23 protein-coding genes, 1 tRNA gene and 1 riboswitch are annotated in these 22,782 nt (G+C 70.3%); of the genes, 12 read left to right on the top strand and 12 right to left on the bottom strand.

From position 1 onward, the window contains the following. Positions 1 to 36: 36 nt before the first annotated feature. Together AB0K35_RS10620 and AB0K35_RS10615 are read right to left on the bottom strand one after the other, a co-directional pair. The gene (locus AB0K35_RS10620) at positions 37 to 1,161 is read right to left on the bottom strand and encodes a PP2C family protein-serine/threonine phosphatase (protein WP_238669762.1); all 1,125 of its coding nucleotides are present in this window, start codon (positions 1,159 to 1,161) and stop codon (positions 37 to 39) included. 104 nt (positions 1,162 to 1,265) lie between these two features. After that, positions 1,266 to 1,904 (bottom strand): septal ring lytic transglycosylase RlpA family protein, encoded by a 639-nt coding sequence (locus tag AB0K35_RS10615; RefSeq protein WP_238669732.1) that lies wholly within the window; start codon positions 1,902 to 1,904, stop codon positions 1,266 to 1,268. Between the two features lie 187 nt (positions 1,905 to 2,091). On the opposite strand from AB0K35_RS10615, the gene AB0K35_RS10610 reads away from it, so the two are divergent. Genes AB0K35_RS10610 through AB0K35_RS10600 form a run of 3 tightly spaced genes read left to right on the top strand, consistent with a single transcriptional unit; the run spans position 2,092 to position 4,212 of the window. Continuing rightward, positions 2,092 to 2,643 carry a phosphoribosyltransferase family protein gene (locus AB0K35_RS10610; protein ID WP_363884862.1) on the top strand — a complete coding sequence of 184 codons (552 nt, stop codon included), beginning with the start codon at positions 2,092 to 2,094 and terminating at the stop codon, positions 2,641 to 2,643. A 33-nt stretch (positions 2,644 to 2,676) separates the two neighbouring features. Next, the gene (locus AB0K35_RS10605) at positions 2,677 to 3,723 is read left to right on the top strand and encodes a questin oxidase family protein (RefSeq protein WP_238669730.1); all 1,047 of its coding nucleotides are present in this window, start codon (positions 2,677 to 2,679) and stop codon (positions 3,721 to 3,723) included. 57 nt (positions 3,724 to 3,780) lie between these two features. Further along, entirely contained in the window at positions 3,781 to 4,212 is a 432-nt protein-coding gene (locus AB0K35_RS10600) for an ASCH domain-containing protein (RefSeq protein WP_238669729.1), read from the top strand. Positions 4,213 to 4,242: 30 nt separating this feature from the next. Here AB0K35_RS10600 and AB0K35_RS10595 read toward each other — a convergent pair whose 3' ends face one another. Beyond that, positions 4,243 to 5,130 carry an LLM class flavin-dependent oxidoreductase gene (locus AB0K35_RS10595; protein WP_238669728.1) on the bottom strand — a complete coding sequence of 296 codons (888 nt, stop codon included), beginning with the start codon at positions 5,128 to 5,130 and terminating at the stop codon, positions 4,243 to 4,245. Between the two features lie 220 nt (positions 5,131 to 5,350). Here AB0K35_RS10595 and AB0K35_RS10590 point away from each other — a divergent pair, with 220 nt between their 5' ends. The 3 genes from AB0K35_RS10590 to AB0K35_RS10580 all read left to right on the top strand — a co-directional run bounded on the left by AB0K35_RS10590 (position 5,351) and on the right by AB0K35_RS10580 (position 7,178). Next, positions 5,351 to 5,719 (top strand): hypothetical protein, encoded by a 369-nt coding sequence (locus AB0K35_RS10590; RefSeq protein WP_363884860.1) that lies wholly within the window; start codon positions 5,351 to 5,353, stop codon positions 5,717 to 5,719. Between the two features lie 77 nt (positions 5,720 to 5,796). Continuing rightward, positions 5,797 to 6,501, top strand: coding sequence for a dihydrofolate reductase family protein (locus AB0K35_RS10585; RefSeq protein WP_363884858.1), 705 nt, complete (start codon positions 5,797 to 5,799; stop codon positions 6,499 to 6,501). A 32-nt stretch (positions 6,502 to 6,533) separates the two neighbouring features. Continuing rightward, on the top strand, positions 6,534 to 7,178 hold the full coding sequence (locus AB0K35_RS10580) for a dihydrofolate reductase family protein (protein ID WP_238669725.1): 645 nt from the start codon (positions 6,534 to 6,536) through the stop codon (positions 7,176 to 7,178). Positions 7,179 to 7,202: 24 nt separating this feature from the next. Here the strand turns inward: AB0K35_RS10580 and AB0K35_RS10575 are convergent, their stop codons facing one another. Further along, positions 7,203 to 7,544: a VOC family protein gene (locus tag AB0K35_RS10575; RefSeq protein ID WP_258400558.1), complete on the bottom strand. Its 342-nt coding sequence runs from the start codon at positions 7,542 to 7,544 to the stop codon at positions 7,203 to 7,205. Between the two features lie 164 nt (positions 7,545 to 7,708). Then, positions 7,709 to 8,284, bottom strand: a complete 576-nt coding sequence (locus AB0K35_RS10570) for a TetR/AcrR family transcriptional regulator (protein ID WP_238669723.1) — start codon at positions 8,282 to 8,284, stop codon at positions 7,709 to 7,711. 82 nt (positions 8,285 to 8,366) lie between these two features. Here AB0K35_RS10570 and AB0K35_RS10565 point away from each other — a divergent pair, with 82 nt between their 5' ends. From AB0K35_RS10565 to AB0K35_RS10555, 3 genes are all read left to right on the top strand, one after another. Continuing rightward, the gene (locus AB0K35_RS10565; protein WP_363884855.1) at positions 8,367 to 9,335 is read left to right on the top strand and encodes a 2-dehydropantoate 2-reductase N-terminal domain-containing protein; all 969 of its coding nucleotides are present in this window, start codon (positions 8,367 to 8,369) and stop codon (positions 9,333 to 9,335) included. 187 nt (positions 9,336 to 9,522) lie between these two features. Then, positions 9,523 to 10,461: an LD-carboxypeptidase gene (locus AB0K35_RS10560; RefSeq protein ID WP_363884853.1), complete on the top strand. Its 939-nt coding sequence runs from the start codon at positions 9,523 to 9,525 to the stop codon at positions 10,459 to 10,461. Next, on the top strand, positions 10,424 to 11,044 hold the full coding sequence (locus tag AB0K35_RS10555; RefSeq protein WP_238669720.1) for a 2'-5' RNA ligase family protein: 621 nt from the start codon (positions 10,424 to 10,426) through the stop codon (positions 11,042 to 11,044). Before AB0K35_RS10560 ends, AB0K35_RS10555 begins: the two co-directional genes overlap by 38 nt. A gap of 105 nt (positions 11,045 to 11,149) precedes the next feature. Here the strand turns inward: AB0K35_RS10555 and AB0K35_RS10550 are convergent. Together AB0K35_RS10550 and AB0K35_RS10545 are read right to left on the bottom strand one after the other, a co-directional pair. Next, a tRNA-Gly gene (locus AB0K35_RS10550) sits at positions 11,150 to 11,223 on the bottom strand. A 245-nt stretch (positions 11,224 to 11,468) separates the two neighbouring features. Beyond that, on the bottom strand, positions 11,469 to 12,026 hold the full coding sequence (locus AB0K35_RS10545) for a pyridoxamine 5'-phosphate oxidase family protein (protein ID WP_363884851.1): 558 nt from the start codon (positions 12,024 to 12,026) through the stop codon (positions 11,469 to 11,471). A gap of 99 nt (positions 12,027 to 12,125) precedes the next feature. Here AB0K35_RS10545 and dcd point away from each other — a divergent pair, with 99 nt between their 5' ends. Continuing rightward, on the top strand, positions 12,126 to 12,704 hold the full coding sequence (dcd, locus tag AB0K35_RS10540) for a dCTP deaminase (protein WP_030332009.1): 579 nt from the start codon (positions 12,126 to 12,128) through the stop codon (positions 12,702 to 12,704). 59 nt (positions 12,705 to 12,763) lie between these two features. Here the strand turns inward: dcd and AB0K35_RS10535 are convergent, their stop codons facing one another. Next, positions 12,764 to 13,741 carry an NlpC/P60 family protein gene (locus tag AB0K35_RS10535; protein ID WP_363884849.1) on the bottom strand — a complete coding sequence of 326 codons (978 nt, stop codon included), beginning with the start codon at positions 13,739 to 13,741 and terminating at the stop codon, positions 12,764 to 12,766. Positions 13,742 to 13,817: 76 nt separating this feature from the next. After that, positions 13,818 to 13,953, bottom strand: a riboswitch (cyclic di-AMP (ydaO/yuaA leader). A gap of 235 nt (positions 13,954 to 14,188) precedes the next feature. Between AB0K35_RS10535 and AB0K35_RS10530 the strand changes: the two genes are divergently transcribed. After that, positions 14,189 to 16,171: a peptidoglycan recognition family protein gene (locus AB0K35_RS10530; protein WP_363884847.1), complete on the top strand. Its 1,983-nt coding sequence runs from the start codon at positions 14,189 to 14,191 to the stop codon at positions 16,169 to 16,171. A gap of 55 nt (positions 16,172 to 16,226) precedes the next feature. Here the strand turns inward: AB0K35_RS10530 and AB0K35_RS10525 are convergent, their stop codons facing one another. The 3 genes from AB0K35_RS10525 to AB0K35_RS10515 all read right to left on the bottom strand — a co-directional run bounded on the left by AB0K35_RS10525 (position 16,227) and on the right by AB0K35_RS10515 (position 19,715). Beyond that, positions 16,227 to 17,240: an NlpC/P60 family protein gene (locus AB0K35_RS10525; RefSeq protein ID WP_357360924.1), complete on the bottom strand. Its 1,014-nt coding sequence runs from the start codon at positions 17,238 to 17,240 to the stop codon at positions 16,227 to 16,229. Positions 17,241 to 17,407: 167 nt separating this feature from the next. Further along, the gene (locus AB0K35_RS10520; protein ID WP_112601088.1) at positions 17,408 to 18,409 is read right to left on the bottom strand and encodes a hemolysin family protein; all 1,002 of its coding nucleotides are present in this window, start codon (positions 18,407 to 18,409) and stop codon (positions 17,408 to 17,410) included. Then, positions 18,402 to 19,715 (bottom strand): hemolysin family protein, encoded by a 1,314-nt coding sequence (locus AB0K35_RS10515; protein ID WP_363885264.1) that lies wholly within the window; start codon positions 19,713 to 19,715, stop codon positions 18,402 to 18,404. The genes AB0K35_RS10520 and AB0K35_RS10515 overlap by 8 nt, the downstream gene beginning before the upstream one ends. A gap of 81 nt (positions 19,716 to 19,796) precedes the next feature. On the opposite strand from AB0K35_RS10515, the gene AB0K35_RS10510 reads away from it, so the two are divergent. Next, the gene (locus AB0K35_RS10510) at positions 19,797 to 20,462 is read left to right on the top strand and encodes a GPP34 family phosphoprotein (RefSeq protein WP_363884845.1); all 666 of its coding nucleotides are present in this window, start codon (positions 19,797 to 19,799) and stop codon (positions 20,460 to 20,462) included. Between the two features lie 61 nt (positions 20,463 to 20,523). Here the strand turns inward: AB0K35_RS10510 and AB0K35_RS10505 are convergent, their stop codons facing one another. After that, positions 20,524 to 22,722, bottom strand: a complete 2,199-nt coding sequence (locus tag AB0K35_RS10505) for a (Fe-S)-binding protein (RefSeq protein ID WP_238669760.1) — start codon at positions 22,720 to 22,722, stop codon at positions 20,524 to 20,526. Positions 22,723 to 22,782 lie beyond the last annotated feature (60 nt).

The raw sequence follows: 22,782 nt of genomic DNA, 5'->3' as shown, positions 1-22,782 counted from the left end.
GACGGCGATTACACACCCGCGGGCGAGGTCGGCCGCTCAGCTCTCGGCGGCGCCGACCTCCCAGCTCGGGACGGCGACGGCAGCGCCGGTACGGGCACCCACATACTCCATCAGGACCAGCGCGATGTCGTCGTCGAGTCGACCGTGCACCCACTCGACCAGGGCGGTCTCCAGCGATGCCAGCCCGTCGGCGACAGTGCCATGGCCCAGCAGTCGCCAGGCCCGGTCGGCGGTCGGGAAGAACTCGCCGTCGCGCCGCGCCTCGCCGAGGCCATCGGTGAACAGCAGCAGCCGGTCCCCGGGCTCCAGGCGTTCGACCCGGGGGCGGACCACCGGCATGAACCCGAGCGGAGGCGCCGGGGCCGGCGGTTCCAGCGGGATCACCGCACCCCGGCGCAGCAGCAGCGGTGGCGGGTGCCCGCAGTTCACGATCGTGAGGGTGCCACCACGCTCCTCGACCAGTGCCGCCGTGACGAAGTCCTCGTCGCCGACGTTGCGGGCCACAGCGCGGTCCAGGTCGGCGACGACGGCCCGCAGGTCGGCCCGCTCGTACGCCACGTGCCGGTAGGAACCGAGGACGATGCTGGCCAGCCGGACCGCGTCCAGACCCTTGCCCCGCACGTCACCGATGATCATGCGGACGCCGTAGGGCGTGTCGATCGCCTCGTACAGGTCGCCGCCGATCTCCGCCGTCGCTGTGGAGGAGATGTAGCGTCCCGCTACCGAGAGCGTGCCGACCTGCGGCCCGAGCGGGCGCAACACCGCCTGCTGGGCCACTGCGGCGAGCTTGGTCAGCTCGACGATCCGCTCAGCCTGCCGCTGGCGAACCCACGCCACCGCCACTGCCATGCCGGTGGCGAGCGCGACCGCGACAACGTTGACCGAGGTGACCAACGAGACCTTCGGCGCGACCAGCGCGAAGCCGGCGCCGATCACCGTCGCCGCGACGCCCACCCCCAGAACCACCAGCCAGGACGCCAGGGCGGCGGCGAGAACCGGCGCGGCCGCCAGGAGCGCGACGTAGTGCACCTTGCGGCCGTCCGCCGCCTCCACCGCCGACACGATCGCGAGCAGAGCGAGGGCCGCGCCGAGGCCGGCGCGGGATCCGGGGCTCAGCGGGCGACGGCCCGACTGGAGGAGTCGCGTGGATACGACTGACAGTTTGCCTGATCCACGTGAACCGGTGAATGAACCTGACCCGTCGTCCGAGGAGGTTCTGTCCGGCCGGCCCAGTCGGCCGGCCGAATCGGCGTCGCCGGTCCCGCTCAGCCGAGGACCTCGTAGCGGACGGTGAGCGCACCCACGTCGACCGAGGCGATGCTGGCGAAGGCGGCCCGGGAGAGGTCCAGGCAGCGGCCGTCGATGAACGGGCCGCGGTCGTTGATCCGTACCGTCACCGACTTGCCGTTGGCCGGGTTGGTCACCCGGACCTTGGTGTTGAACGGCAGCGTCTTGTGCGCGGCGGTCAGCGCGTTCGGGTTGAACGACTCGCCGTTGGCGGTGAGCTGCCCGTCGGAGTAGAACGAGGCGCCGCACGAACCGCTGTCCAGGACCTTCGCCGCGGCGGTGGTCTTCTTGACTGTCGGCTTCGGCTTCGGCTTCGGCGACGAGGTGCGCTCCCTGCCCCGGGAGGCGGCCTGCTGCGACCGGGTCGCCGACGGGCTGGCGGTGACGCTGGGCGAGGCGCTGGCGCTCGGGGTGACGGCCGGGGAGCTGGGGGTGAGGCTGCTCGCGGCGGTGGTCGGGGTGAGGTCGAGAGCAACCTGCCCCGACTGGTCGGAGCCGGAAACCAACTGCACGGCACCTACGGTGCCTCCGACGGCGAGGGCGACGCCGACCGCCGCGGTGGCCACGATGCCCGCCGGGGAGGAGAAGATGCGGGTACGAGAGTGCTTGCCTACCACCGGCCCGGTCCTTTCGTCGTCTGAACAAACCGGGTCGGACCGTAACGAGAGAAGTACTTCCGACGTCAACGTGATCATGGTGGTATGCCCGTATTTGCACAGGTACGTGTAGCCGATCATCCGACCCCGGGTGGGCCGGGTGGCCCGGGTGCCACCGCGCCCGCCGCCCGTGCCGCAGGATGAGCGGATGCCCGCCGATCTGACCGAACGCCTGGCCGCCCTGTTCCAGTGGATCGACCCCGGCCCGGACACCAGTCACCTGGTCAGCGACATCTCCGGTTGGTGGCGGGACGCGGCGGTGCTGGCCGAGCTGGGGCCGGCCCTGGTGGCCCCGTACCGGGCCGCCCGGCCCACCGTGGTGCTCGCGCCGGCCGTCACCGGGCTGCTCCTCGGGCCGTTGGCCGCCACCGCCCTCGGCGTCGGCTTCGTGGCCGCCCACAAGGCCGGTGACGGACGACTGCCGGCCGGGCCGCTCACCTGGGCGCAGAGCCCACCGGACTACCGGGGTCGACGGGTGGACCTCGCCGTGCGGGACCGACACCTCGGCCCCGGCGACCGGGTGCTGGTGGTGGACGACTGGGTGCGTACCGGCGCGCAGCTACGCGCCCTCTACGACATCTGCGCCGCGCGGGGCGCCGAGGTGCTGGGCACCGCAGTGGTGGCAGTGGACTGCCCGCCCGAGGTCGCTGCCGACCTACGGATCACCGGCCTGATCGACGCCGCGGATCTGCCCGCTTGACCTGAAGCGAGGTTCAGCACCGACGATCGGCTGATGAGTGACGGAGTTCTCGACGAGGCGTACGAGCGACTGCACCGCACCGGCCCCGAATATCAGGGCTGGCTCTCCAACCACGGGCCGATGGCCGTCGAGGCGTTGGTCCGACACGGGCACCCACACCGGGTGCACCGGTGGCTCGACGACTACCTCGGCCGCCTCGACGAACTGCCCCGAGGGCTGCACCCGATCGACGACTGGCGGTCGGCGCTGGGCGATCCGAAGCGCGCCGGCGACTGGCTGGCCTACTTCGACCGGCAACTGCGCGAACACCAGTGGCGTGCGGTGCTCGGCACCTGGTGGCCCCGGCTGCTGCCGGGCATCGCCGCCGGTGCCACGCACGGTGTGATCCGGGTCGGGCACGCCGTACGCGCGCTCGACCCGGACGACGAGAACCCACAGCGGCTCACCGAGCTGGGCCAGGCCCTCGGCTACTGGGCGGCCCGCTGGCAGCCGATCCCCGGCACCGACCGGCTGCTCAGCGGCGATCCGGACCAGCCCGACACCGACGACATCGACGTGGCAGCCGCGCTGGCCGGGCTGCCCCGGATCGACGACCAGACCGGCGGCGTCCGGGATCGGCTGGACCAACTGCCGGGCGTACCCCGATGGGAGCCGGCACTCGCGACGCTGCGCCCCGCGCGTAGCCCGGCCGAGGCGGAGCGCGGGCTCACCACGCTGGTGCACCGGGCCGGCCTGAACTACCTGCGCTTCGGGCACACCGCGCCGGTCATGCTGGTGCACGCGGTCACCGCCCCGACCGCCGTGCTGCGTACCCTGCCGGCACTGGACCGTGGCCTGTGGGCGCCGAGCCTCACCGCGGCCTGGGCCGCGACGGCGGCCATGACCTCCGTGTACGCCCCAGCCCACGGCATCGCGCCACCGACAGTGACCCCCGCAACACCGGCGGAGGTCTTCGCCCGCGCGGCCCGCCACGGCGACGAGCACGTGGTCAAGCTCGCCGACGCGATCCTCGACGCGTACGCGACCAGTGCTGACGAACGGCTCCTCACCGCACCCGGCTACGCCGGCCAACTGATCTGAGCGGGGCGACGGGTATTGCGGCGGCGGGCCGGGCCGCCCTGGCCTAGCCTCGGCAGGATGTGGCCTCGGATCGGTGAACTGCGCGCCCTCGCCCTCGGCACCCCCGGTGAGTTGCGGGCAACCCTCAACACCCTGGTGCTGGCCGGTGTGAAGACAGCGACGGCCGGCCGGCTCGCCGAGTACGCGGAAGAAGGCGAGGAGTTGGAGCACGTCGGCGAACGCCTGGCGCTTGTCGACGACGACAACGCACTGGCCGGCGTCGTGGAGATCACCGGAGTCGAGGTGGTCCGCTTCGCCGACGTGCCCTGGGACTTCGCCCACGCCGAGGGCGAGGGCGACCGCTCGATCGAGGAGTGGCGGGCCGGGCACTCGACCTACTGGGCGCGGCTCGGCACCCCTGTCGACGGCGACACCCCCATCGTCTGCCTGCGCTTCCGCCTGGTTTCCGGCGGCGAGGGCGGTGTGGCCAGCGGCGACCTCGGCACCTGACCGGCCGCCCCAGCCGGTTCGGTGGCGGTCTCAGCCGCGTAGTTGTGGCAGCAACCGCGTCGCCACGTCCACCAGGATGGCCTCGTCACCGGCGTACCAACTGCTGGCGCGCGGCCAGTGCGTCACCACGTCGGTGAAGCCCAACTCGGCGGCCCGGCCGACCTGATCGGCGAAGAACTGTGCGCTGCTGAGCGAGAAGACCGGCCCAGCGTCCAGCGAGAGGTAGCGGTCCAGGCTGGCCGGGTCGCGGCCGGCCTCGTCCAGGGTCCGGTCCATCCGCGCTGACAGCGCCGACACACTGGCCCACCAACCCGCCAGGTCGTTGTCGTCACCGGTGCCGGTGGTCACCCACCCCTGCCCGAAGCGGGCCACCAACCGCATCGACCGTGGCCCGTTGGCGGCCACCACGAACGGCACCCGAGGCTGCTGCACACAGCCGGGGTTGTTGCGAGCATCCACAGCGGCGAACCAGTCGCCCCGCCAGGTGGCGCCGTCCTCCCGCAGGATCAGGTCCAACAACTCGGTGAACTCGGCGAACCGGTCGACCCGCTGACGCGGTGGCAGCGTCTCACCACCCAGCACCGCCGAGTCGAAGCCGCTGCCACCCGCTCCCAGACCGAGCAGCAGCCGGCCTGCGGAGACGTCGTCCAGGGTGGTGATCTGCCTGGCGAACGCGGCCGGGTGTCGGAAGTTCGGCGACGCCACGAGAGTGCCCAGTCGAATCCGCGAGGTCACAGTGGCGGCCGCGGTCAGCGTGGCCATCGAGTCGAACCACGGGCCGTCGACCAGGTCACGCCAACCCAGGTGGTCGTACGTCCAGGCATGGTCGAAGCCCCACTCGTCGACCTGCCGCCAGCGACGCTGCGACTCCGCCCACCGCTGGTCCGGCAGAATCACGATGCCAATCCGCATGATCACCACCCTAGCCGGGCCGGCCGCCCGCGCCCCGGCACCTCGTGGACCAGGCGATTCATCGATCAGGGCCGGCGTCTGACCGGTATCGGTCTGCGGATCGAGGCGACCATCCCCGACCGGCAGTCCTAGATCCACAGATGCGGCCGGCCCGTACTCTCCGGGGATGCCCACCGAAGCAGTTGCTGCCCGCGTATCTCCGGATCGCCGGGCCCGCCGGGTCCGCATGATCCGTACGGTGGCGTTGCTGGTCGGGGTGGTCGTTCCGTCCCTCATCCTCCGCGAGCTGATCGAGGCTCGATTCGGCCGTGGGCCGGTGGCCGACCTCAGTGCGGTCGCGATGCCGATGGCGGCGACCGCGTGGCTCGCGCCCTACGCCTCCTATCGGCGACGCGACGCCCTGCTCTGGCTGGTCGGCCCCGGCCTCTACTTCTTCGCGGTGATCGCCTGGCGGGTGGCCCTCTCGCCCTACCGGGACTGGAGCCCCCGCCCGGAGGAGAAGCCCCGGATGCGCTGGTCACGCGACCCGGAACACGCCGGGACGTGGTACCTGACCGAGCCCGCAAGTGGCACGCGTCACACTTCTTCCCGGTAGGGACATCACGTTCGGCTCCGACCCCTCGGGGAGCGGCACCCAGGCGGGGTGTCGCCCGAGGAGAGGATCGGAGCGCGATGACGAAGGTGACCGCACAACTGTCGGTGTCGGTGGACGGCTTCTACGCCGGCCCACAGTTCGACGGGAACGGCAACTGGATGGACTCGGCGGAGAGCGCGAAGTTCTTCCGGGTCACCCGGTGGGCGACCGAAGCGGCGGCCTGGCGCGAACGGCAGGGTTTTGCCGGCGGCGAGCAGGACACCAACTCCGAGGTGATCGCCGAGTCGTTCGGCGCGGCCGGCGCGTACGTGATGGGACGCCGGATGGCCGACGGGGGTGAGATCCCCTGGGGTGAGGAGCCGCCGTTTCGCGCGCCGGTCTTCGTCGTCACCCACCGTCCCCGCCAGCGGCTGCAGCGGGGAGGGGGCACCAGCTTCACCTACGTCACCGACGGCGTGGCCAGCGCCGTGGAGCAGGCGCGCGCCGCGGCCGGTGGCAAGGATGTCGCGGTGGCCGGGGGCGGCAGCCTGGTCCGGCAGGTGCTCAAGGCCGGCCTGCTCGACGAGTTGGAACTGCACGTCGTACCGGTCGTGCTCGGCACCGGCCTGCGGCTCTTCGACGCGGACCTCGACCTGGGCGATCGGGAGGGAGTCGAGCTGACGCCGACCCGCGTCCTCGCCACCCCACAGGTGACCCACATCCGGTACGCGGTGCGCGGTCGCGCCCCGCTCGTGCTCGACGACAGGGGCAGGGGAGGCGGCCCGACGGTGACCGCGAACTGAATCACTGCCCATCGAAGGAAGAGGGAGACACCATGGCGCAACTGTTGCGGGTGCAGTGCTTCAACGTTTCGCGCGACGGGTTCGGCACCGGGGAGGGGCAGAGCCTGGAACGGCCCTTCGGTCACGCGGACCCCACACCGCTGTTCTCCTGGCGTGCCGCCACCGCCAGCTTCGTGTATCGCACCGAGCCGGGGGGCACCCGTGGCCTGGACGACTACCTGACCCGTGACGCCGAGAGCAACATCGGCGCGGAGATCATGGGCCGCAACAAGTTCGGCCCCCAGCGTGGCCCCTGGGAGAACCATGACTGGCAGGGCTGGTGGGGGGACAACCCACCGTTCCACACGCCGGTCTTCGTGCTCACCCACCACGTGCGCCCGTCGTTCAGCCTGTCCGACACCACATTCCACTTCCGCGATGTCAGCCCGGCCGAGGCACTGGCCGAGGCGAAACAGGCTGCCGACGGTCGGGACGTACGCCTCGGTGGTGGGGTCGCCACCATCCGCGAGTTCATCGAGGCCGATCTGGTCGACACGATGCACATCGCAGTGGCGCCCGTCGACCTCCACCGGGGAGAGCGGTTGTGGGACAGCCCCGACGAACTGCTCGACCGCTTCCACCTCGAATCGGTGCCCAGCCCCAGCGGAGTCACCCATCTGCTGTTCTGGAGGCGATGACAGCCCTGGCGGCAGCCCGTTCGTCTAGAGCCGGGCCAGCACCAGCAACCGGTTGCCGTCGGGGTCGGTGACCCGCGCGGACCGTTCACCCCAGGGCTGGTCGACCGGCTCCTCGGTGACTGTCGCTCCACCGGTACACAGCGCGCCCACGGCTGCGTCGCAGTCGTCGGCGTAGACGCACAACTCCCAGCGGTGCGAGTCGGCCGGCCCGCCAGCCTCCGGGTTGGCGGCCAGGCCGAGCTCGCTGCTGCCCAGCCGCAGCGCGACGAACTCCGGGGCACCCTCGTCCGGGAACCGGTAGGTCAGCTCGAAGCCGACCACGTCCCGGTAGAACGCGATCAGTCGTGGCAGGTCAGGTGTCGTCACGATCGGAAAGGCTTCGGTGAACACGGACCACCTCCAAGCCGGACCCTAGCCGCTGGCGAGGCCCGGCAGGAACCACCACACCTCGCCGTGCTGGAGGAGGCCGACCTGATCCAGATCGAACGGGGCCACCACGGCCGCAGGCCCAAGACCTGGATCAGGATCAATCACCGAGCAGGTACGCCGCGGCGGAGGCCGGCGAGGACGAGGGTGATGACGCCGTCCGCGTCCGTTCGGTAGGTCGGGTGGTCGTAGGCCGCGCAGATGCCGTGGAGGGCCATCATGACGGCGCCGGCGCCCACGTCGTCGCGGATGGCTCCGGCGTTGACGGCGGCGGCCAGGAGGTCGTCGATGACCTGGCCCAGGGCCTGGGCACCCTCCGCCAGTGCGCCCGACTGGGTGGCCATGAGCGTGGCGAGTGTGCGGGCGAGGCCCTCGTGGCCGTGCAGGTGGTCCACGAAGCCACGCAGGAAGGACTCCAGCGCCTCGTCGGCGGGGAGGGTGGCGTGCAGCTCGCGGGCCCTGTCGCACATCGCTGTGAGTTCTTCGCGGTAGACCGCCTCGGCCAGGGCCTCCCGGGTGGGGAAGTGGCGGTAGAGCGTGCCGGTGCCCACGCCGGCGAGTTTGGCGAAGTCGTCGAAGCGCAGGTCGAAGCGGCCGTCGGCGAAGAGCTCGCGGGCCTTGGCGATCAGGGCGTCGCGGTTGCGGCGGGCGTCGGCGCGCAGTGGCTTGGCATCGGTCACGTGGGGCTCCATTGACAAGTGGAGACTATCTCCATATTTTAGAATCGGAGACAATCTCCAATTATAGGGTACGAGGTGCCGCGTGAAGATCTTGATGTTCGGCCGGGGCGTCATCGGCGCGATGTACGGATGGGCCCTGGAACGGGCCGGACACCACGTCGAGTTCTACGTCCGGCCGGGGCGGGCCGCTGCGTACGGCAATGCGATTGACCTTGACCTGCTCGACACCCGACGGCGACCGTGGGGGAAGCGGGTCGCCGAGAGGTGGCCGGTGCGCTATCGCGAGTCGCTGGAGCCGGACCACGACTTCGATCTGATCGTGCTGAGCGTGCAGCACTACAGCTTCGCGGAGGCCACCGCCTTCCTGGGATCGCGCGCGGGCAGAGCCACCGTGCTCGTCTTCAACAACCTCTGGGTCGAGCCGCTGACCGCGACCGAACACCTCCCCGCCGACCAGGTGGCCTGGGGCTTTCCCGGAGCCGGCGGTGGTTTCGGCGACGACGGTGTGCTGCGTGGGGCTCTGCTGCCCGTGGTCTTCTTCGGCACTCTCGATCGGCCGCCGACCGAGCGCGAGCGGGCCGTGCGCCAGGTGTTTCGTGAGGCGGGGTTCAGGCTCCAGGAGAACGACGACTTCCGTGGCTGGCTGTCGATCCACTTCGTTCAGAACGCGGGCCTGCACACGCAGAGCCTGAAGTCGGGCTCGTTGTCCAAGCTGACGTCCGGCAACGTACGCGAAGCGATCCTTGCCACCCGCGAACTCCTGCGGCTCGTCGAGGCTCGCGGCGTTGATCTGCGGCGGCACCGCAGCGAGCTGCTTCCTTTCACTGCGCCCGTCTGGCTGGCAGCACCGGCGATGGCCTGGCTGTTCAGGCACTTCCCGCCGATGCGCCTGGTCATGGAGGCCCACGCCAACCCCGAGGAGCTGCGCGCGGTCTGCCGCGACACCCTGGCGGAGGCGCGCAGGCTGGGCGTGGAGGTGCCCCGACTGGAGGCGGCCGAGCCCTACTTCGCCGCCGAGAGAACGATCCAGCCATCAGTACGCAGGTGCTGAAACGCCACAGGCGTGCGCGTTCACAGCCGCCCCAAAATGAGATGCGAACGGGCTCACGCAGCTGTTGGATCTCGACATGAAGCATGAGCTTGTTCGTCCCCGGAAGGCACGCCCGGGGGACCACCTCGCGGTCCTCTCACCGTCCTTCGCTGCGGCCGGTGCCTATCCCGGAATCCACGAGCAGGCCATGCGACGGCTTGCTGACCTGACCGGCCTCGTTCCGGTCGAATATCCCACCACCCGCCAGGTGGGCGCGAGCGCGGCGGCACGGGCGGCGGACATCAACGCCGCCTTCGCAGATCCCCAGGTACGCGGCATTCTCGCCGTCGTCGGCGGCGAGGACCAGATCACCGTCATCCCCCACCTGGACGGCGACCTGGCCCGAGCCGACCCGAAACCGTTCCTCGGCACCAGCGACAACACCAACCTGCACCACTGGCTCTGGGGCCTCGGCATCGCCAGCTTCTACGGCGGGTCCTCCCAGGTTCACCTCGGCCCCGGGCCTGCCGTCGACGACATCCACGTGCGCTCGCTGCGAGCGGCGTTGCTCACCGGGGAACGGCTGGAAATCACCGACCCGGGTGAGTCCGAGGACATCGGCATCGACTGGGCAGACCCGCAGGCGTTGAAGTCGCACGGAGAGCGCGAACCGACGGAGCCGTGGAGCTGGTACGGGCCGTCCCGCGCAGTCACCGGCCCCACCTGGGGTGGCTGCCTGGAAGTCATCCAGTGGATCCTGACGGCGGGACGCTTCCCGTTTCCCCCGGAGGTCCTGCACGGCGGGGTGCTGATCATCGAGACGTCGGAGGAACTCCTCCGCGCCCGCGAGGTTGGCTGGATCGTCCGCTCACTTGGTGAACGCGGTCTCCTCAGCGCCGTCGACGCGGTCCTGGTCGCCCGTCCGCCCGTCTCCGACCACACCCGTCGACCCCCCGCGGCGGAACGGGCGCTCCTTCGCGAGCAGCAGCGCGACACTGTCGTCGACGTGGTGACCCGCTACAACCCGGAGGCGGTCGTCTGCGTCGGCGTCCCGTTCGGCCACACCAAACCACAGTGGATCATTCCCCACGGCGGCCCGATCACCGTCGATGGTGTGCAACGTCGAATCTTCGCCGACTACCGATAGGAAGCCGCAGGTTATGGAGCCGACACAAACGGCCCTCATCGTGCCGATACCCGAGGCCGAGGAGGCGGTGGGCCGGTTCCGGGCATCGCTCGACCGGGCCGCCGGGTGGGGCGTGCCGGCGCACGTGACAGTCCTCTACCCGTTCCTGCCCCCGCAGCAGATCGATGAGCAGGTCATGGCGGTGCTGCGCGAGACCATTGTCGGGATACCGCGGTTCGACGTCGCACTGACGAACGTCGGCTGGTTTGGAGACACGGTCGTCTGGCTCGCTCCGCAGCCAGATCGTCCGTTCCGGGAGCTCACGACGGCGGTGTGGCAGCAGTTTCCCGAGGCGCCCCCGTATGCCGGAGCGCACAGCGACGTGGTGCCGCACCTGACCATCGGTCACGACGCCGCCAAGCCCACGCTGAGCCACGCCGCGGAAACCATCGCCGCGCACCTGCCGATCAACGCAACCATCGACAGGGTCCGGCTCATCGCCGGAACACCGGACATCAGTCCTTGGCGCACCGTCTGCGAGTTTCCACTGGGCAGCACACAGCCTGGGTCGGCTGGTACGGGACTCGCAGCGGCCACAGCGTGAAGCTGAGGCGCGGCCCCTGCTCCCGTGGCTGAGCCGCCGGGTCCTCGTGCCCAGGAACGTCGAAGGCCCTGACCGGGACTCATGTCCTGACCAGGGCCTTCGCAGTGGAGCGGGTGACGGGAATCGAACCCGCACTGTCAGCTTGGGAAGCTGATGTTCTGCCATTGAACTACACCCGCAAGCGGCACCACTGTACCCGAGTCGTCGAGCCTCTGCACCCAGGCACCCCCGCCGGTCGCGGCTGTCCGCGTACCCCTCGTCCGGGTTGATCCACTCGGCTTTCTGGAAGTCGGGGCATCCGGGGCGCTGGGACAGCGCGATTTCCATGAAGTCGAGTTGATCACCGCGGGCGGCCGGGTTGGTGCGTACGACCGGTGCCGGCTCCGTTACGACGGAGCCGGCACCGATGATCTTCCGGCCGTGGTCAGGCGGCAGTGCACTGGACGTCACGGCTGAGGCGGGTCGGACGCGCCTGCGGGACGGCGACGGGCGCCGCCACCGCCGACGGGGCGTTTGGGTCGAGCCAGACCCGAACGGCCGGCCGACCCGGCGCGAGGCCCGGGATGCCCGCGATGTGCTGCTCGCGGCGGGTGAGCATGGCCACGTCGACCGTGAACTCGAAGAGCCGCCAGTCGACCTGCGGCTCGGCCCGGGCGGTCTGCGCCAGCTGCGCCACCCGGACCGGATCGGTCACCGGACGGGCGCTCCCCGCCACGTACGCCTCGTCGTCGCTCTCCTCCGCAGGGAACGAGTGCAACGCGTAACGGCCGTCACGTTCGAGGTCGCGGCGCTTGGGCGAGTCGATGATGAAGCAGAACAGCCCCTCGGCGCTGATGACCGGGGAGACCGGATGGACGCGGGGCCCGCCGTCGGCACGGACCGTGGCCAGATAGCCGAAGCCCGGCCCGTATTGCTGGAGGAGAACGCGGATCCCGTCGGCGAGTCGGGGCTCGTCGGCGGCGAATTCGGACCAGGAAGCCATGTGGGCATTCTATCGAACAAATGTACGAGCAGCGACCTCGACGCGCTGGTCACCGCCACCGAATCCGGCCACCTTTGGCAACGCGGCTATGGTGGTCCGATGCTGCTCTCCGACCGCGACCTGGTCTCCGAGATCAAGGCCGGCACGCTGGGCTTGGAGCCGTTCGAGCCCACCCTGGTCCAACCCTCCAGCATCGACGTCCGACTCGACCGGCTGTTCCGGGTCTTCAACAACCACCTCTACACCCACATCGATCCGGCAATGCAGCAGGACGACCTGACCTCGGCGGTCGAGGTCCCCGACGGTGAGCCGTTCGTGCTGCACCCGGGGGAGTTCGTACTCGCCTCGACGCTGGAGGTCATCTCGCTGGGTGACCAACTCGCCGGCCGACTGGAAGGCAAGAGCTCCCTGGGCCGGCTCGGGCTGCTCACGCACTCCACAGCCGGCTTCATCGACCCGGGCTTCTCCGGTCACGTGACGCTGGAACTCTCCAACGTGGCGAACCTGCCGATCACCCTCTGGCCGGGCATGAAGATCGGGCAGCTCTGCATCTTCCGACTCTCCTCGCCGGCCGAGCACCCGTACGGCTCGGTGGTCTACGGCTCGCGCTACCAGGGCCAGCGGGGGCCGACACCCAGCCGCGCCTGGCAGCACTGGCGCACCTGGCCCACCCGCTAGAACCACGACGACGAGGGCCCGCCGCGACAGATCGCGACGGGCCCTTCGGTCGTCCGGGGTCAGCCGGGACGGCCGTAGCTGTGGATCGGCCCGTCGTCGACCTTCTTCATCTTGACCGGTTGACCGGCCTGCGAGGCGTGCACCACCCAGCCGCCGCCGACGTACATGCCGACGTGGTGGATGTCGCTGTAGTAGAAGACCAAATCGCCGGGGCGCAGGTCGCCCTTGCTGACGTTCTTGGTGACCCGGCTCTGGGCGGCGGCGTTGTGCGGCAGCGACACGCCGGCCTTCGCCCAGGCGGCCAGCATCAGCCCGGAGCAGTCGTACGAGTTCGGGCCCTCGGCACCCCAGACGTAGGGCTTGCCAATCTGCGCGCAGGCGAACTTGACAGCGGTGCCCGCGGCGCCGCCGGGATAGCTACCCGGGCAGGGCGCCGGGCGCAGCGGACCGCCGCCGCCGTTGCCGTACACCTTGAGGCGAAGCTTCTGCAGGCGGTCGATCTCTTCGTTGATCTGCTTCTTCTTCGCCGCCAGCTGAGCCTCGGTGCGGGTCAGCTGGGCCACCATCTCGTCCAGCGGCGCCTTCTGCGCGGCCAACTGGTCGCGCAGGTCGGCCACCTGGCGTACGTCCTTCTGCTGGTTGTGCGCGAAGCGGTCGAGCATTTCGAGCTGGCCGACCACCTCGCTGGGCGACCGGCTGCCCAGCACCGCGTTGACGGTCGAGACGTTCTCACCCTTGTAGGCGCGTACGGCCAGCGCGCTGACCTTGTCCATCGCGGCGTCGACCTGGCGCTCCAGCGGAGTGATCCGGGCGGCCAGGGCGTCTGCCTGCTTGCGCTTCGCGGCGAGGTCGGTGCGAGTGGCGTTGTGCCGTTCAATGATCGGTTCGAGCTTGTTCCAGTCGGCGTCGATCTGGCGCTCGATCTCGGCGACGGACGGGTCGGCGTGGGCCGCCGTGGCACTGCCGGTCAGGACGACGGCGATGCCCGCCAGCGCGGCGAGAGCGGTGGTGAAGCGGGACCAGCGTGGGCGCGGCACGATCGACGCCGGGCCGGCTGATGCCGACCGGTCGGACGACGGCCGCGGGGCATGGAGTGCCACCGGGGTCTCGTACTCCTTCTTCCTGACCGCCTACCGGGTTAGCTGACGGGTTCGGGCGGGAAGTCGGCGCCCTACCGCAGTGGCTGCGGATTCACCCCGAGGGACCTGGGTCCCCGGCTCGCTCGAAAACGACTCGGCGGTGTCGGTCCGTTACCGCCCGGGCTGGGCGGAGCTGCTGTCGGCCCGACGAATGACCAGAGTAGAGACGCCTGTTACCAATCCGCAACCCGTGCGGCAGTGACACTCCGTACCGATTGGACGACGTCACCGACCGTGTGTGAAGAATTCTTTCTGCAAGCTTCGATAGATGGAAAGGTATTGACCTGACCTCCCGGACGGCGCGATGGTGACCTGACCTCACTCCGCGAGAATCTAGGGGGTTCGATGCACCATCCAACCCTGTCGGCCGGCTGGCGCGCACTGCTCGCCGCCACTGTGGTAGCCGCCGCGACCACGGTGCCACTCTCCGCCGGCCCGGCCGCAGCCGCGCCCACCACCGACCGCCAGCAGCAGTACGCCGCAGCGGCCAGCGAGTACGGCGTGCCGGCCGTCGTGCTGCTCGGCGTCTCATACCTGGAGTCCCGTTGGGACACCAACGCCGGCACACCGAGCACCAGTGGCGGCTACGGCCCGATGCACCTGACCGATGCCCGGCACGTGGCCGCCCTCCCCGAGCGCGGCCACCACGACGCCGGCGCCGAGGACCCGCGCGGCGACGACTCCCGTTCCGCACTGGTGCCCGCGCCCCGGCCGGTCGAGGCACCCGCGCCGTCCACCGCCGCGTTGCAGACCGTCGACGCCGCCGCCACGCTGACCGGCGCCACCCCCGAGGCACTGCGCACCGACGCGGGTCTCAACATCCGGGGTGGGGCTGCGCTGCTGAGCGCGTACCAGAGGGATCTGGGCGCGCCGGTCGGCGCGGACACCGACCCGGCGGCCTGGTACGGCGCGGTGGCCCGCTACTCCGGCGCGGACAGCGCCGACGCCGCCGCGGCCTTCGCCGACGAGGTCTTCACCACCATCGGCGCGGGCGAAGCCCGGGTGACCGACGACGGCCAGCGGGTCAGCCTGCCGGCCCGCGCGGTGCGGCCCGAGCGTTCCTGGTTGGACCGGCTGGGCCTGCGCCGCCTGGCCCGCCCGGACGGGGTGGAGTGCCCGCGCAGCATCTCGTGCGAGTGGATCCCGGCGCCCTACGAGGCGTTCGGCGACGGGGACTACGGCAACCACGACCTCTCCGACCGGCCCGCACGGCAGAAGATCGAGTACATAGTCATCCACGACACCGAGGCGAGTTGGGCCACCACCCTGCAACTCGTCCAGGATCCGACCTACGTGAGCTGGCACTACTCGCTGCGGTCGGTCGACGGGCACATCGCCCAGCACGTGAAGACCAAGGATGTCGGTTGGCACGCCGGCAACTGGTACGTCAACGCGAAGTCGATCGGGTTGGAACACGAGGGCTTCGCGGCGCAGGGCACCTGGTACACCGAGGCGATGTACCGGACCTCGGCGAAGCTGGTCCGGCACCTGGCGTTGCGGTACGGCATTCCGCTGGACCGCCAGCACATCATCGGCCACGACAACGTGCCCGGCACCATTCCCTCGACAGTGCGGGGGATGCACTGGGATCCGGGCCCGTACTGGGACTGGACGCACTACTTCGACCTGCTGCACGCGCCTCGACTGGACACCGGCACCCCGGCCACCGGGCTGGTCCGGATCGACCCGGACTACGCCACCAACCAGCCGGCGTTCACCGACTGCGTCACAGCGGGCGTGCCCTGCGCGCCACGCGGCTCCTCCGCTGTGGTGCTGCGCAGCGCACCGTCGGCGGACGCGCCGCTGGTGAACGACATCGCGCTCCGTCCGGACGGCACCCCGAACACGATGTCCGTGTCCGACCACGGGGCCCGGGCATCCGCCGGGCAGACGTACGCGTTGGCCGGGCGGCAGGGTGACTGGACGGCGATCTGGTACCTCGGGCAGCGGGCCTGGTTCCACAACCCGGCGTCCGCGCCGACCGCCAGTTGGACAGTCGGCGTGGTGGCCACGCCGAAGCCCGGCCGAACCACCATTCCGGTCTACGGACGGGCGTACCCGGAGCAGTCCGCGTACCCGGAAGGGGTGCCCTACCAGGCGATCTCGCCGCTCCAGTACACCCTGGCCGCCGGGCAGCGGTACGCCGTCGGCGCGGTGCTGGCCGGCGAGTACTACCGGGCCAGCACGTTCGACGGCTCCTCACCCGGCGACTGGACGGTGATCCGCGGCAAGAACCGGTACGCGCAGATCCAGTTCGGCCACCGGATCATGTACGTCGACCTCGCCGACGTGCAGCTGTTGCCGTCCCCGGTGGGCGCGCCCCGCTGAGAACCACGACGGCCCCCGGTCGGTGACCGGGGGCCGTCGTGTCGCGCGAGGTGGATCAGCCGGGTCTGCGGAACCCGGCGATGGGCATTGTGGTGATGCTGGACACCTGCACCGGCTTACCGGCACGTGGCGCGTGCACCATCTGGTTGTTACCCAGATACAGCCCGACATGACTCAGGCCGGAGAAGAAGAAGACCAGGTCGCCGGGGCGGGCATCGCCCCGCGAGATGGCCTTGCCCTCGTTCCACTGGTCGCCGGTGTGGTGGGTGAGGTAGATCCCGGCCGCCTTGTAGGCGTACTGGGTCAGCCCCGAGCAGTCGAACGAGTTCGGGCCGGTGGCACCCCAGACGTACGGCTTGCCGACCTTGCCGCAGGCGGTCTTGATCGCGGTGCGGGCCGCCGCGCTGACCACCCCGTTGATGGTCGGGCAGGCCGCGGTCACCACAGTGGTCTTGGGCATCGACGCCTCGAGCTGCTTGATCTCGCCGTCGATCTGCTTCTTCTTCGCCGCCAGCTCATTCTGCTGCTTGGTCTGGGTGACGATCAGCGCGTCCAGCTTCTGCTTCTCGCCGTCGTACTTGGCCCGCACGGCCAGCACACCCTCGACCTCCTTGCGCTCCTGCGAAGCGAGCCGGTCGAGGATGGTGAGCTGCTCGGTGAGCGTGTCCGGCTTGGCGCTGACCAGCAGCGCGCCGATGTCGTGCGACGGGCCCGAGATGTAGTAACGGGAGGCGAGGTCGCCCACCCGGTTGAGCGCCAGCTCGCTCTGCAACGCCAGCGGCTCGATCTTCTTCTGCAGGTTCGCCGACTTCTGCCGGTTGACCTTCAGCTGCGCCCGGACCTTGTTGTACTGCTCGATGGTGGGCTCCAACTGCTCCCACTTCTTGTCGATCTGAGCCTCGATCTCGTCGACCGTGGGCGCGGCATGTGCCGGCGCGGTCAGCAGACCGGCGCCGACGGCCGCCGCGGCGACCAGGATCAGCACCCGGTGCGCGACGCGACGCAGGCCACCAGAGCGAGCAGACGCATTCAGGTCGTGACGATGAGGGGGCATGGTTGCCACCGGCACCGACTCCTTTGCAACCGACCGCCGGGCGCCTCGCGTGAGGGAAGGGCCGAGGCAGACGACCCACAGCGGTCGGTGCCCCACATTAGGGAAGCTCGGGGCGGTAATCAAGGCGAGCGCGGTAACCATCACTGTCGTGCAACCGCTTGCACACCAAGGGTATTGGTCCATCACCCAACGATTGCGGTCAATACATCGTCAAGAGTGACCACGCCGAGTGGCCGCCGCCCGTCGCTGACCAGCACCATGTGCCGCCGTTCGCGACGCATGGCCAGCAGCAGATCGGCCAGCGTACGGTCCGGCGGCACCACCGCCAGCGGCCGGTAGACGTCGGCCGGCACCGGGGACCGGCGGCCCTGCCCGGCATACCCGAGCACGTCTTTGACGTGCACAAAGCCGAGCACCCGACGGGTCGACCGCTGCACCACCGGGAACCGGGACCGGCCGGTCCGGGTCGCCAGCACCTCCAGTGACGCCGGCGAGACGTCCTCGGCCACCGTCACCACCGTCGACCACGGTTGCAGCGCGTCGGCCGCCGTCCGGGCATGCAGGGCCAGCGCTCCGGTGATCCGCGCGTGCTGCTCCGCGTCGAGCAGCCCTTCGGTCCGCGCCTGGGAGACCAACCCGGCCAACTCCTCGGCGGTGAACACCGTCTTCACCGCCTCCGACGCCTCGATCCGCCAGAACGCGAGCACCCGTCGGGCCGCCCATTTCATCGCGAGCAACAACGGTTTGGTGGCCACACAGAATGCCAGCATCGCCGGGCCGAGCCAGAGCGCGGAGACCTCCGGACCGGCAAGCGTGATGTTCTTCGGCACCATTTCACCGACGACCGTGTGCAAAAAGACCACCACGCCCAGTGCCAGCACGAACGCCACCGGGTGCACCGCCCGCTCCGGCAGGCCGGCCGCGTGGAACGGCGGCTCCAGCAGGTGAGCCAGCGCCGGTTCGGCGATCGCGCCGAGACCCAACGAGCAGACCGTGATGCCGAGCTGCGCGCCAGCGATCATCAGGGGGATCTGGTTCATCGCCGACAACGCCCAGCGGGCGCGTTTCGACCCGGCGGCCAGCGGCTCGATCACCGTCCGGCGGGACGCGATGAGCGCGAACTCGCTGCCCACGAAGAACCCGTTGCCGAGCAGCAACAGCACCGTCACCAGCAGCTCAGTCATCGTCGTCCGGATCCGCCGGGCGCAAAACCCGGACCTGCTCGATCCGGTGCCGCTCCACCTCGACCACCGTGAACTCCCAGCCGTCCGTCTCGACCGTCTCACCGGCCAGCGGGATGTGCCCGAGCTGAGCCATCAGGAACCCGGCCAACGTCTCGTACGGCCCCTCGGGCAGCCGGAAACCGGTCTGCTCGGCCACCTCGTCGGAGCGGAGCACACCGTCGACGAGCACCGTCCGTTCACCGCCCGGCACTGTCAGCTCGGCCGACCCGTTGTCGTCCACGCTCGCCGGGTCGAACTCGTCGGCGATCTCTCCGACCAACTCCTCGACGAGGTCCTCGACGGTCACCACGCCGTCCGTGCCGCCGTACTCGTCAACCACGATGGCCAGGTCGGCCCCGGCCGCCTTCAGGGCGGCCAGGACACCGTCCAGGTTCAGGCTCTCCGGCACGTACACCGGCTCGCGGGCCACCGAGCCGACCCGGGTCGACGCGCGGTCGGCCAGCGGCACGCCCAACGCGTCGGGCACGCCGGCCACACCGGTCACCAGGTCCAGGGTCTCCTCGTACACGGGGAACCGGGTCCGCCCGGTCCGCCGCGACTCCTCCAGCAGTTCCGCCACAGTGGCCGTGGAGCGCAGCGCGACCACGTCCACCCGGGGGGTCATCGCCTCCGCGGCCCGCTTGTCACCGAAGCGGATGGTGCGACGCAGCAGCATCGCGGTGTCCGTGGGCAGCGCGCCGGCCCGCGCCGAGATGCCCGCCAGCAGGCCCAACTCCTCCGGTGAGCGGGCGCTTGCCAACTCCTCCTGCGGCTCCACGCCGAGCGCGCGGACCAGTCGGTTCGCCGAGCCGTTCAACCCGCGGATCACCCAACCGAACGTCCGGGAGAAGGTGTGCATCGGGCCGGCCGTGGCCAGCGCCGCCGGCATGGGCCGGGCCAGCGCCGCGTTCTTCGGCACCAACTCGCCGAAGAGCATGGAGATCAGCGTGGCCAGGGCCAACGCGATGAACGGGGTGAGCCGCTCGGTGCTGTCTCCGGCCAGCGGGCGCAGCAGCGGGGTGAAGAGCCGGGCCAGCGCCGGCTCGGCCAGGTAGCCGGTGAGCAGCGCGGTGATGGTGATGCCGAGCTGCGCCCCGGAGAGTTGGAAGGAGAGTTCGCGCAACGCTGTGCGTACCGTCAGGGCGGCCTGGTCGCCCGCGGCGGCCCGCCTGTCGATCTCCGCCCGGTCGACTGTGACCAGGGCGAACTCGGCCGCGACGAAGAACGCGTTGCCGACGGTCAGCAGCACGAAACCGATCAGCGGCAGCAGCGCTAGAACAAAAAGTCCGTCGATGTGCGTGATTGTGACACGGGAGTGCCGGCGGCGGGCCCCCGCTAGCGTGGTGGCATGGACAGTCTGCTGCTCACCGATGAACTGGTCCTGCTCGCGTACGACGACGACGGCGCCAATCGGCTCGGACGCCCACAACTCGATTACGGCCTTGCCGGCGCGGTGCTGCTGGAACTGGCGCTCGCCGGCCGGGTGGAGGTGACGGACAAGCACCTCGTGGTGACCGATCCCACAGCGATCGGGGTGCCGCTACTGGACGAGGCCCTGACCATGCTGGCCGCCGGGCGGCCCCGCAAACCGAAGAACTGGATCGGCAAGCTGGCCAAGGGCCTGCCGGAGCGGGTGCTCGACGGCCTCGTGGAGACCGGGGTGCTGCGCCGGGAGTCAGACCGGGTGCTGCTGGTCTTCCCGCGTACCCGCTATCCCTCGCCGACCGGTGCCCCGCCGGCGGTGGAGACCGAAGTCCGGGAGCGGATGGCGGTGGCGCTGACCGGCAACGGCCCGGTCGACGCCCGGACGGCGGCGCTGCTCACCCTGACCCGGGCGGTAGGCCTGGACCGCAAGCTCTTCCGCGAGCTGCCGAAGGAGCGGGTGAAGGCCCGGATGGACGAGATCGCCACGGCCGACTGGGCCTCGGCCGCGGCCAAGAAGGCCATCGACGAGATGCAGGCCGCGCTGATGGTCGCGACCACCGCGGCCATCGTCACCACCACCACCAGCTGAACGAGCGGCGGCGGCACGGGTGCCGCCGCCGTCGTGGTTCAGCTTCCGCCGGGGGTACGCCTCAGCCTGCGGTCGGCGCGACCTCCGGCTCAGCGGTCGGGGCCGCCGGCTTCACCGAGCGCAGCAGGACGGTCGCCACGTCGATCACCTCGACCTGCTCGCCGGCGCCCTTGCCGTTGACCCCGTCGCTGAGCATCGTCGAGCAGAAGGGGCAACCAACGGCGACCGTCTTCGCCCCGGTGGCCATGGCCTCCTCGACCCGGTCCACGTTGATCCGCTTGCCGATCTTCTCCTCCATCCACATCCGGGCGCCACCGGCGCCGCAGCAGAAGGAGCGCTCGCTGTTACGCGGCATCTCGGTCAGGTCGCCCGCGATGGCGTCGCCGAGGACCTCTCGGGGGGCCGCGAAGACTCGGTTGTGCCGACCCAGGTAGCAGGGGTCGTGGTAGGTGACGCCACCGTCGACCGGCTGCACCGGCGTGAGCTTGCCGGTGGACACCAGGTGCGCGAGCAGTTGGGTGTGGTGGACCACCTCGAACTCCCCGCCGAGCTGCCCGTACTCGTTGCCCAGTGTGTTGAAGCAGTGCGGGCAGGTCGCGACGATCTTGCGCTTCGCCTTCTCGCGGCCCTCGAACGCCTCGTTCAGCGTCTCCACGTTCTGCTGGGCGAGCATCTGGAAGACGAACTCGTTGCCGATCCGTCGCGCCGGGTCGCCGGAGCAGGTCTCACCCTCGCCCAGGATCGCGAACTTCACGCCCGCCTCGTTGAGCAGCGTGGCCACCGCGCGGGTGGTCTTCTTGGCCCGGTCCTCGAACGCGCCGGCGCAGCCGACCCAGAACAGGTACTCGAAGTCGTCCACCTCGCCGACCCGGGGCACCTCGAAGTCCAGGCCCTTGGTCCAGTCCTCACGGGTGTTCTGCGGGGCACCCCACGGGTTGCCCTTGTTCTCCAGGTTGCGCAGCATCACCCCGGCCTCGGAGGGGAAGCTCGACTCGATGAGCACCTGGTAGCGGCGCATGTCGACAATGTGGTCGACGTGTTCGATGTCGACGGGGCACTGCTCGACGCAGGCACCGCAGGTGGTGCAGGACCAGAGCACGTCCGGGTCGATGACACCGCCCTCCTCGGCGGTGCCGATCAACGGCTTGTCGGCCTCGGCGAGGGCCAGCACGTCCAGGTGGGCGAGTTGGGCCTGGGTGGCCTTCTCCTCGCCGGTCAGGTCCTTGCCGCCGCCGGCCAGCAGGTAGGGCGCCTTGGCATACGCGTGGTCGCGCAGACTCAGGATGAGCAGCTTGGGCGACAGGGGCTTGCCGGTGTTCCAGGCCGGGCACTGCGACTGGCAGCGACCGCACTCGGTGCAGGTGCTGAAGTCCAGGAGGCCCTTCCAGCTGAACTGCTCGACGTGGGCGACGCCGAACTGGTCCTTCTCCGGGTCGGCCTCCTCGAAGTCGAGCGGCTTGCCCTGGCTCGTCATCGGGCGCAGCGCGCCGAGACCGGAGCCGGCCGGCCTGGCCGGCTCCCGCTTGAAGAAGATGTTGGGGAACGCCAGGAAGCGGTGCCAGGCGACGCCCATCGTGACGTTCAGGGAGATGACGATCAGCCAGGTCATCGAAATAATGATCTTGATGGCCGCGGCGACGCTGACGCCGTCCGCCCAGTCGGGCAGCACCGCACCGACCGCGTGGCTGACCGGGGTGGCCCAGAACGGGAACTCGAAGTGGTCGGTGGCGACCTTGAAGCCCCGGATCACGAAGCCGAAGATCAGGACCAGCAGCACGATCCACTCGACGAAGTAGCCCTGCCACATTGTCGAGCCGGTGAACCGGGACCGCCCACCCGGGCGGGTCGGCCGGTTGCGCAGCCGGATCGCCATCAGCACCAGGATGCCGACCAGACCCAGCACCCCGATGATCTCGGTGACCAGACCGAAGATCGTCCAGTGCCCGATGATCGGCAGACCGCCGTCGGTGGTGACCACCTCGAAGTACGCCTCGAGCACCAGCAGCGACAGCACGACAAAACCGACCATCACGAACCAGTGCGCGGCGCCCACCACGCCCCACTTGAGCATCCGGGTATGGCCGGCCGTCTCCACCAGCATCGTCCTGGCGCGGGCGACCTTGTCGGAGAACCGCTCCGGCGCGGGTTGCCCGAGCCGGATGACTGCCACCATCTTCAGGACCGCACGCACCGCAAGCCACACCGCCACGGCGGTGATGGCGGCTGCGAGGATCGTGGTGACGATCTGGACGCTGCCCATCGAGTTGGCCTCCCCGGTCTGCTGCCTGATGACCTCGCTCTGCTCGGTCATGCAGTGCAG

Origin of the sequence: Micromonospora sp. NPDC053740 (assembly GCF_040677775.1) — a bacterium.
Taxonomy (GTDB): domain Bacteria; phylum Actinomycetota; class Actinomycetes; order Mycobacteriales; family Micromonosporaceae; genus Micromonospora; species Micromonospora alfalfae.
This window is presented reverse-complemented; position numbering and strand designations above follow the sequence as displayed.

Coding starts and splice junctions, on each gene's coding strand:
- AB0K35_RS10610 (WP_363884862.1), top strand. CDS start 2,092: ATGCCCGCCGATCTGACCGAACGCCTGGCCGCCCTGTTCCAGTGGATC.
- AB0K35_RS10605 (WP_238669730.1), top strand. CDS start 2,677: ATGAGTGACGGAGTTCTCGACGAGGCGTACGAGCGACTGCACCGCACC.
- AB0K35_RS10600 (WP_238669729.1), top strand. CDS start 3,781: ATGTGGCCTCGGATCGGTGAACTGCGCGCCCTCGCCCTCGGCACCCCC.
- AB0K35_RS10590 (WP_363884860.1), top strand. CDS start 5,351: ATGATCCGTACGGTGGCGTTGCTGGTCGGGGTGGTCGTTCCGTCCCTC.
- AB0K35_RS10585 (WP_363884858.1), top strand. CDS start 5,797: ATGACGAAGGTGACCGCACAACTGTCGGTGTCGGTGGACGGCTTCTAC.
- AB0K35_RS10580 (WP_238669725.1), top strand. CDS start 6,534: ATGGCGCAACTGTTGCGGGTGCAGTGCTTCAACGTTTCGCGCGACGGG.
- AB0K35_RS10560 (WP_363884853.1), top strand. CDS start 9,523: ATGCGACGGCTTGCTGACCTGACCGGCCTCGTTCCGGTCGAATATCCC.
- AB0K35_RS10555 (WP_238669720.1), top strand. CDS start 10,424: ATGGTGTGCAACGTCGAATCTTCGCCGACTACCGATAGGAAGCCGCAG.
- AB0K35_RS10545 (WP_363884851.1), bottom strand. CDS start 12,026: ATGGCTTCCTGGTCCGAATTCGCCGCCGACGAGCCCCGACTCGCCGAC.
- dcd (WP_030332009.1), top strand. CDS start 12,126: ATGCTGCTCTCCGACCGCGACCTGGTCTCCGAGATCAAGGCCGGCACG.
- AB0K35_RS10530 (WP_363884847.1), top strand. CDS start 14,189: ATGCACCATCCAACCCTGTCGGCCGGCTGGCGCGCACTGCTCGCCGCC.
- AB0K35_RS10520 (WP_112601088.1), bottom strand. CDS start 18,409: ATGACTGAGCTGCTGGTGACGGTGCTGTTGCTGCTCGGCAACGGGTTC.
- AB0K35_RS10510 (WP_363884845.1), top strand. CDS start 19,797: ATGGACAGTCTGCTGCTCACCGATGAACTGGTCCTGCTCGCGTACGAC.
- AB0K35_RS10505 (WP_238669760.1), bottom strand. CDS start 22,722: ATGGGCAGCGTCCAGATCGTCACCACGATCCTCGCAGCCGCCATCACC.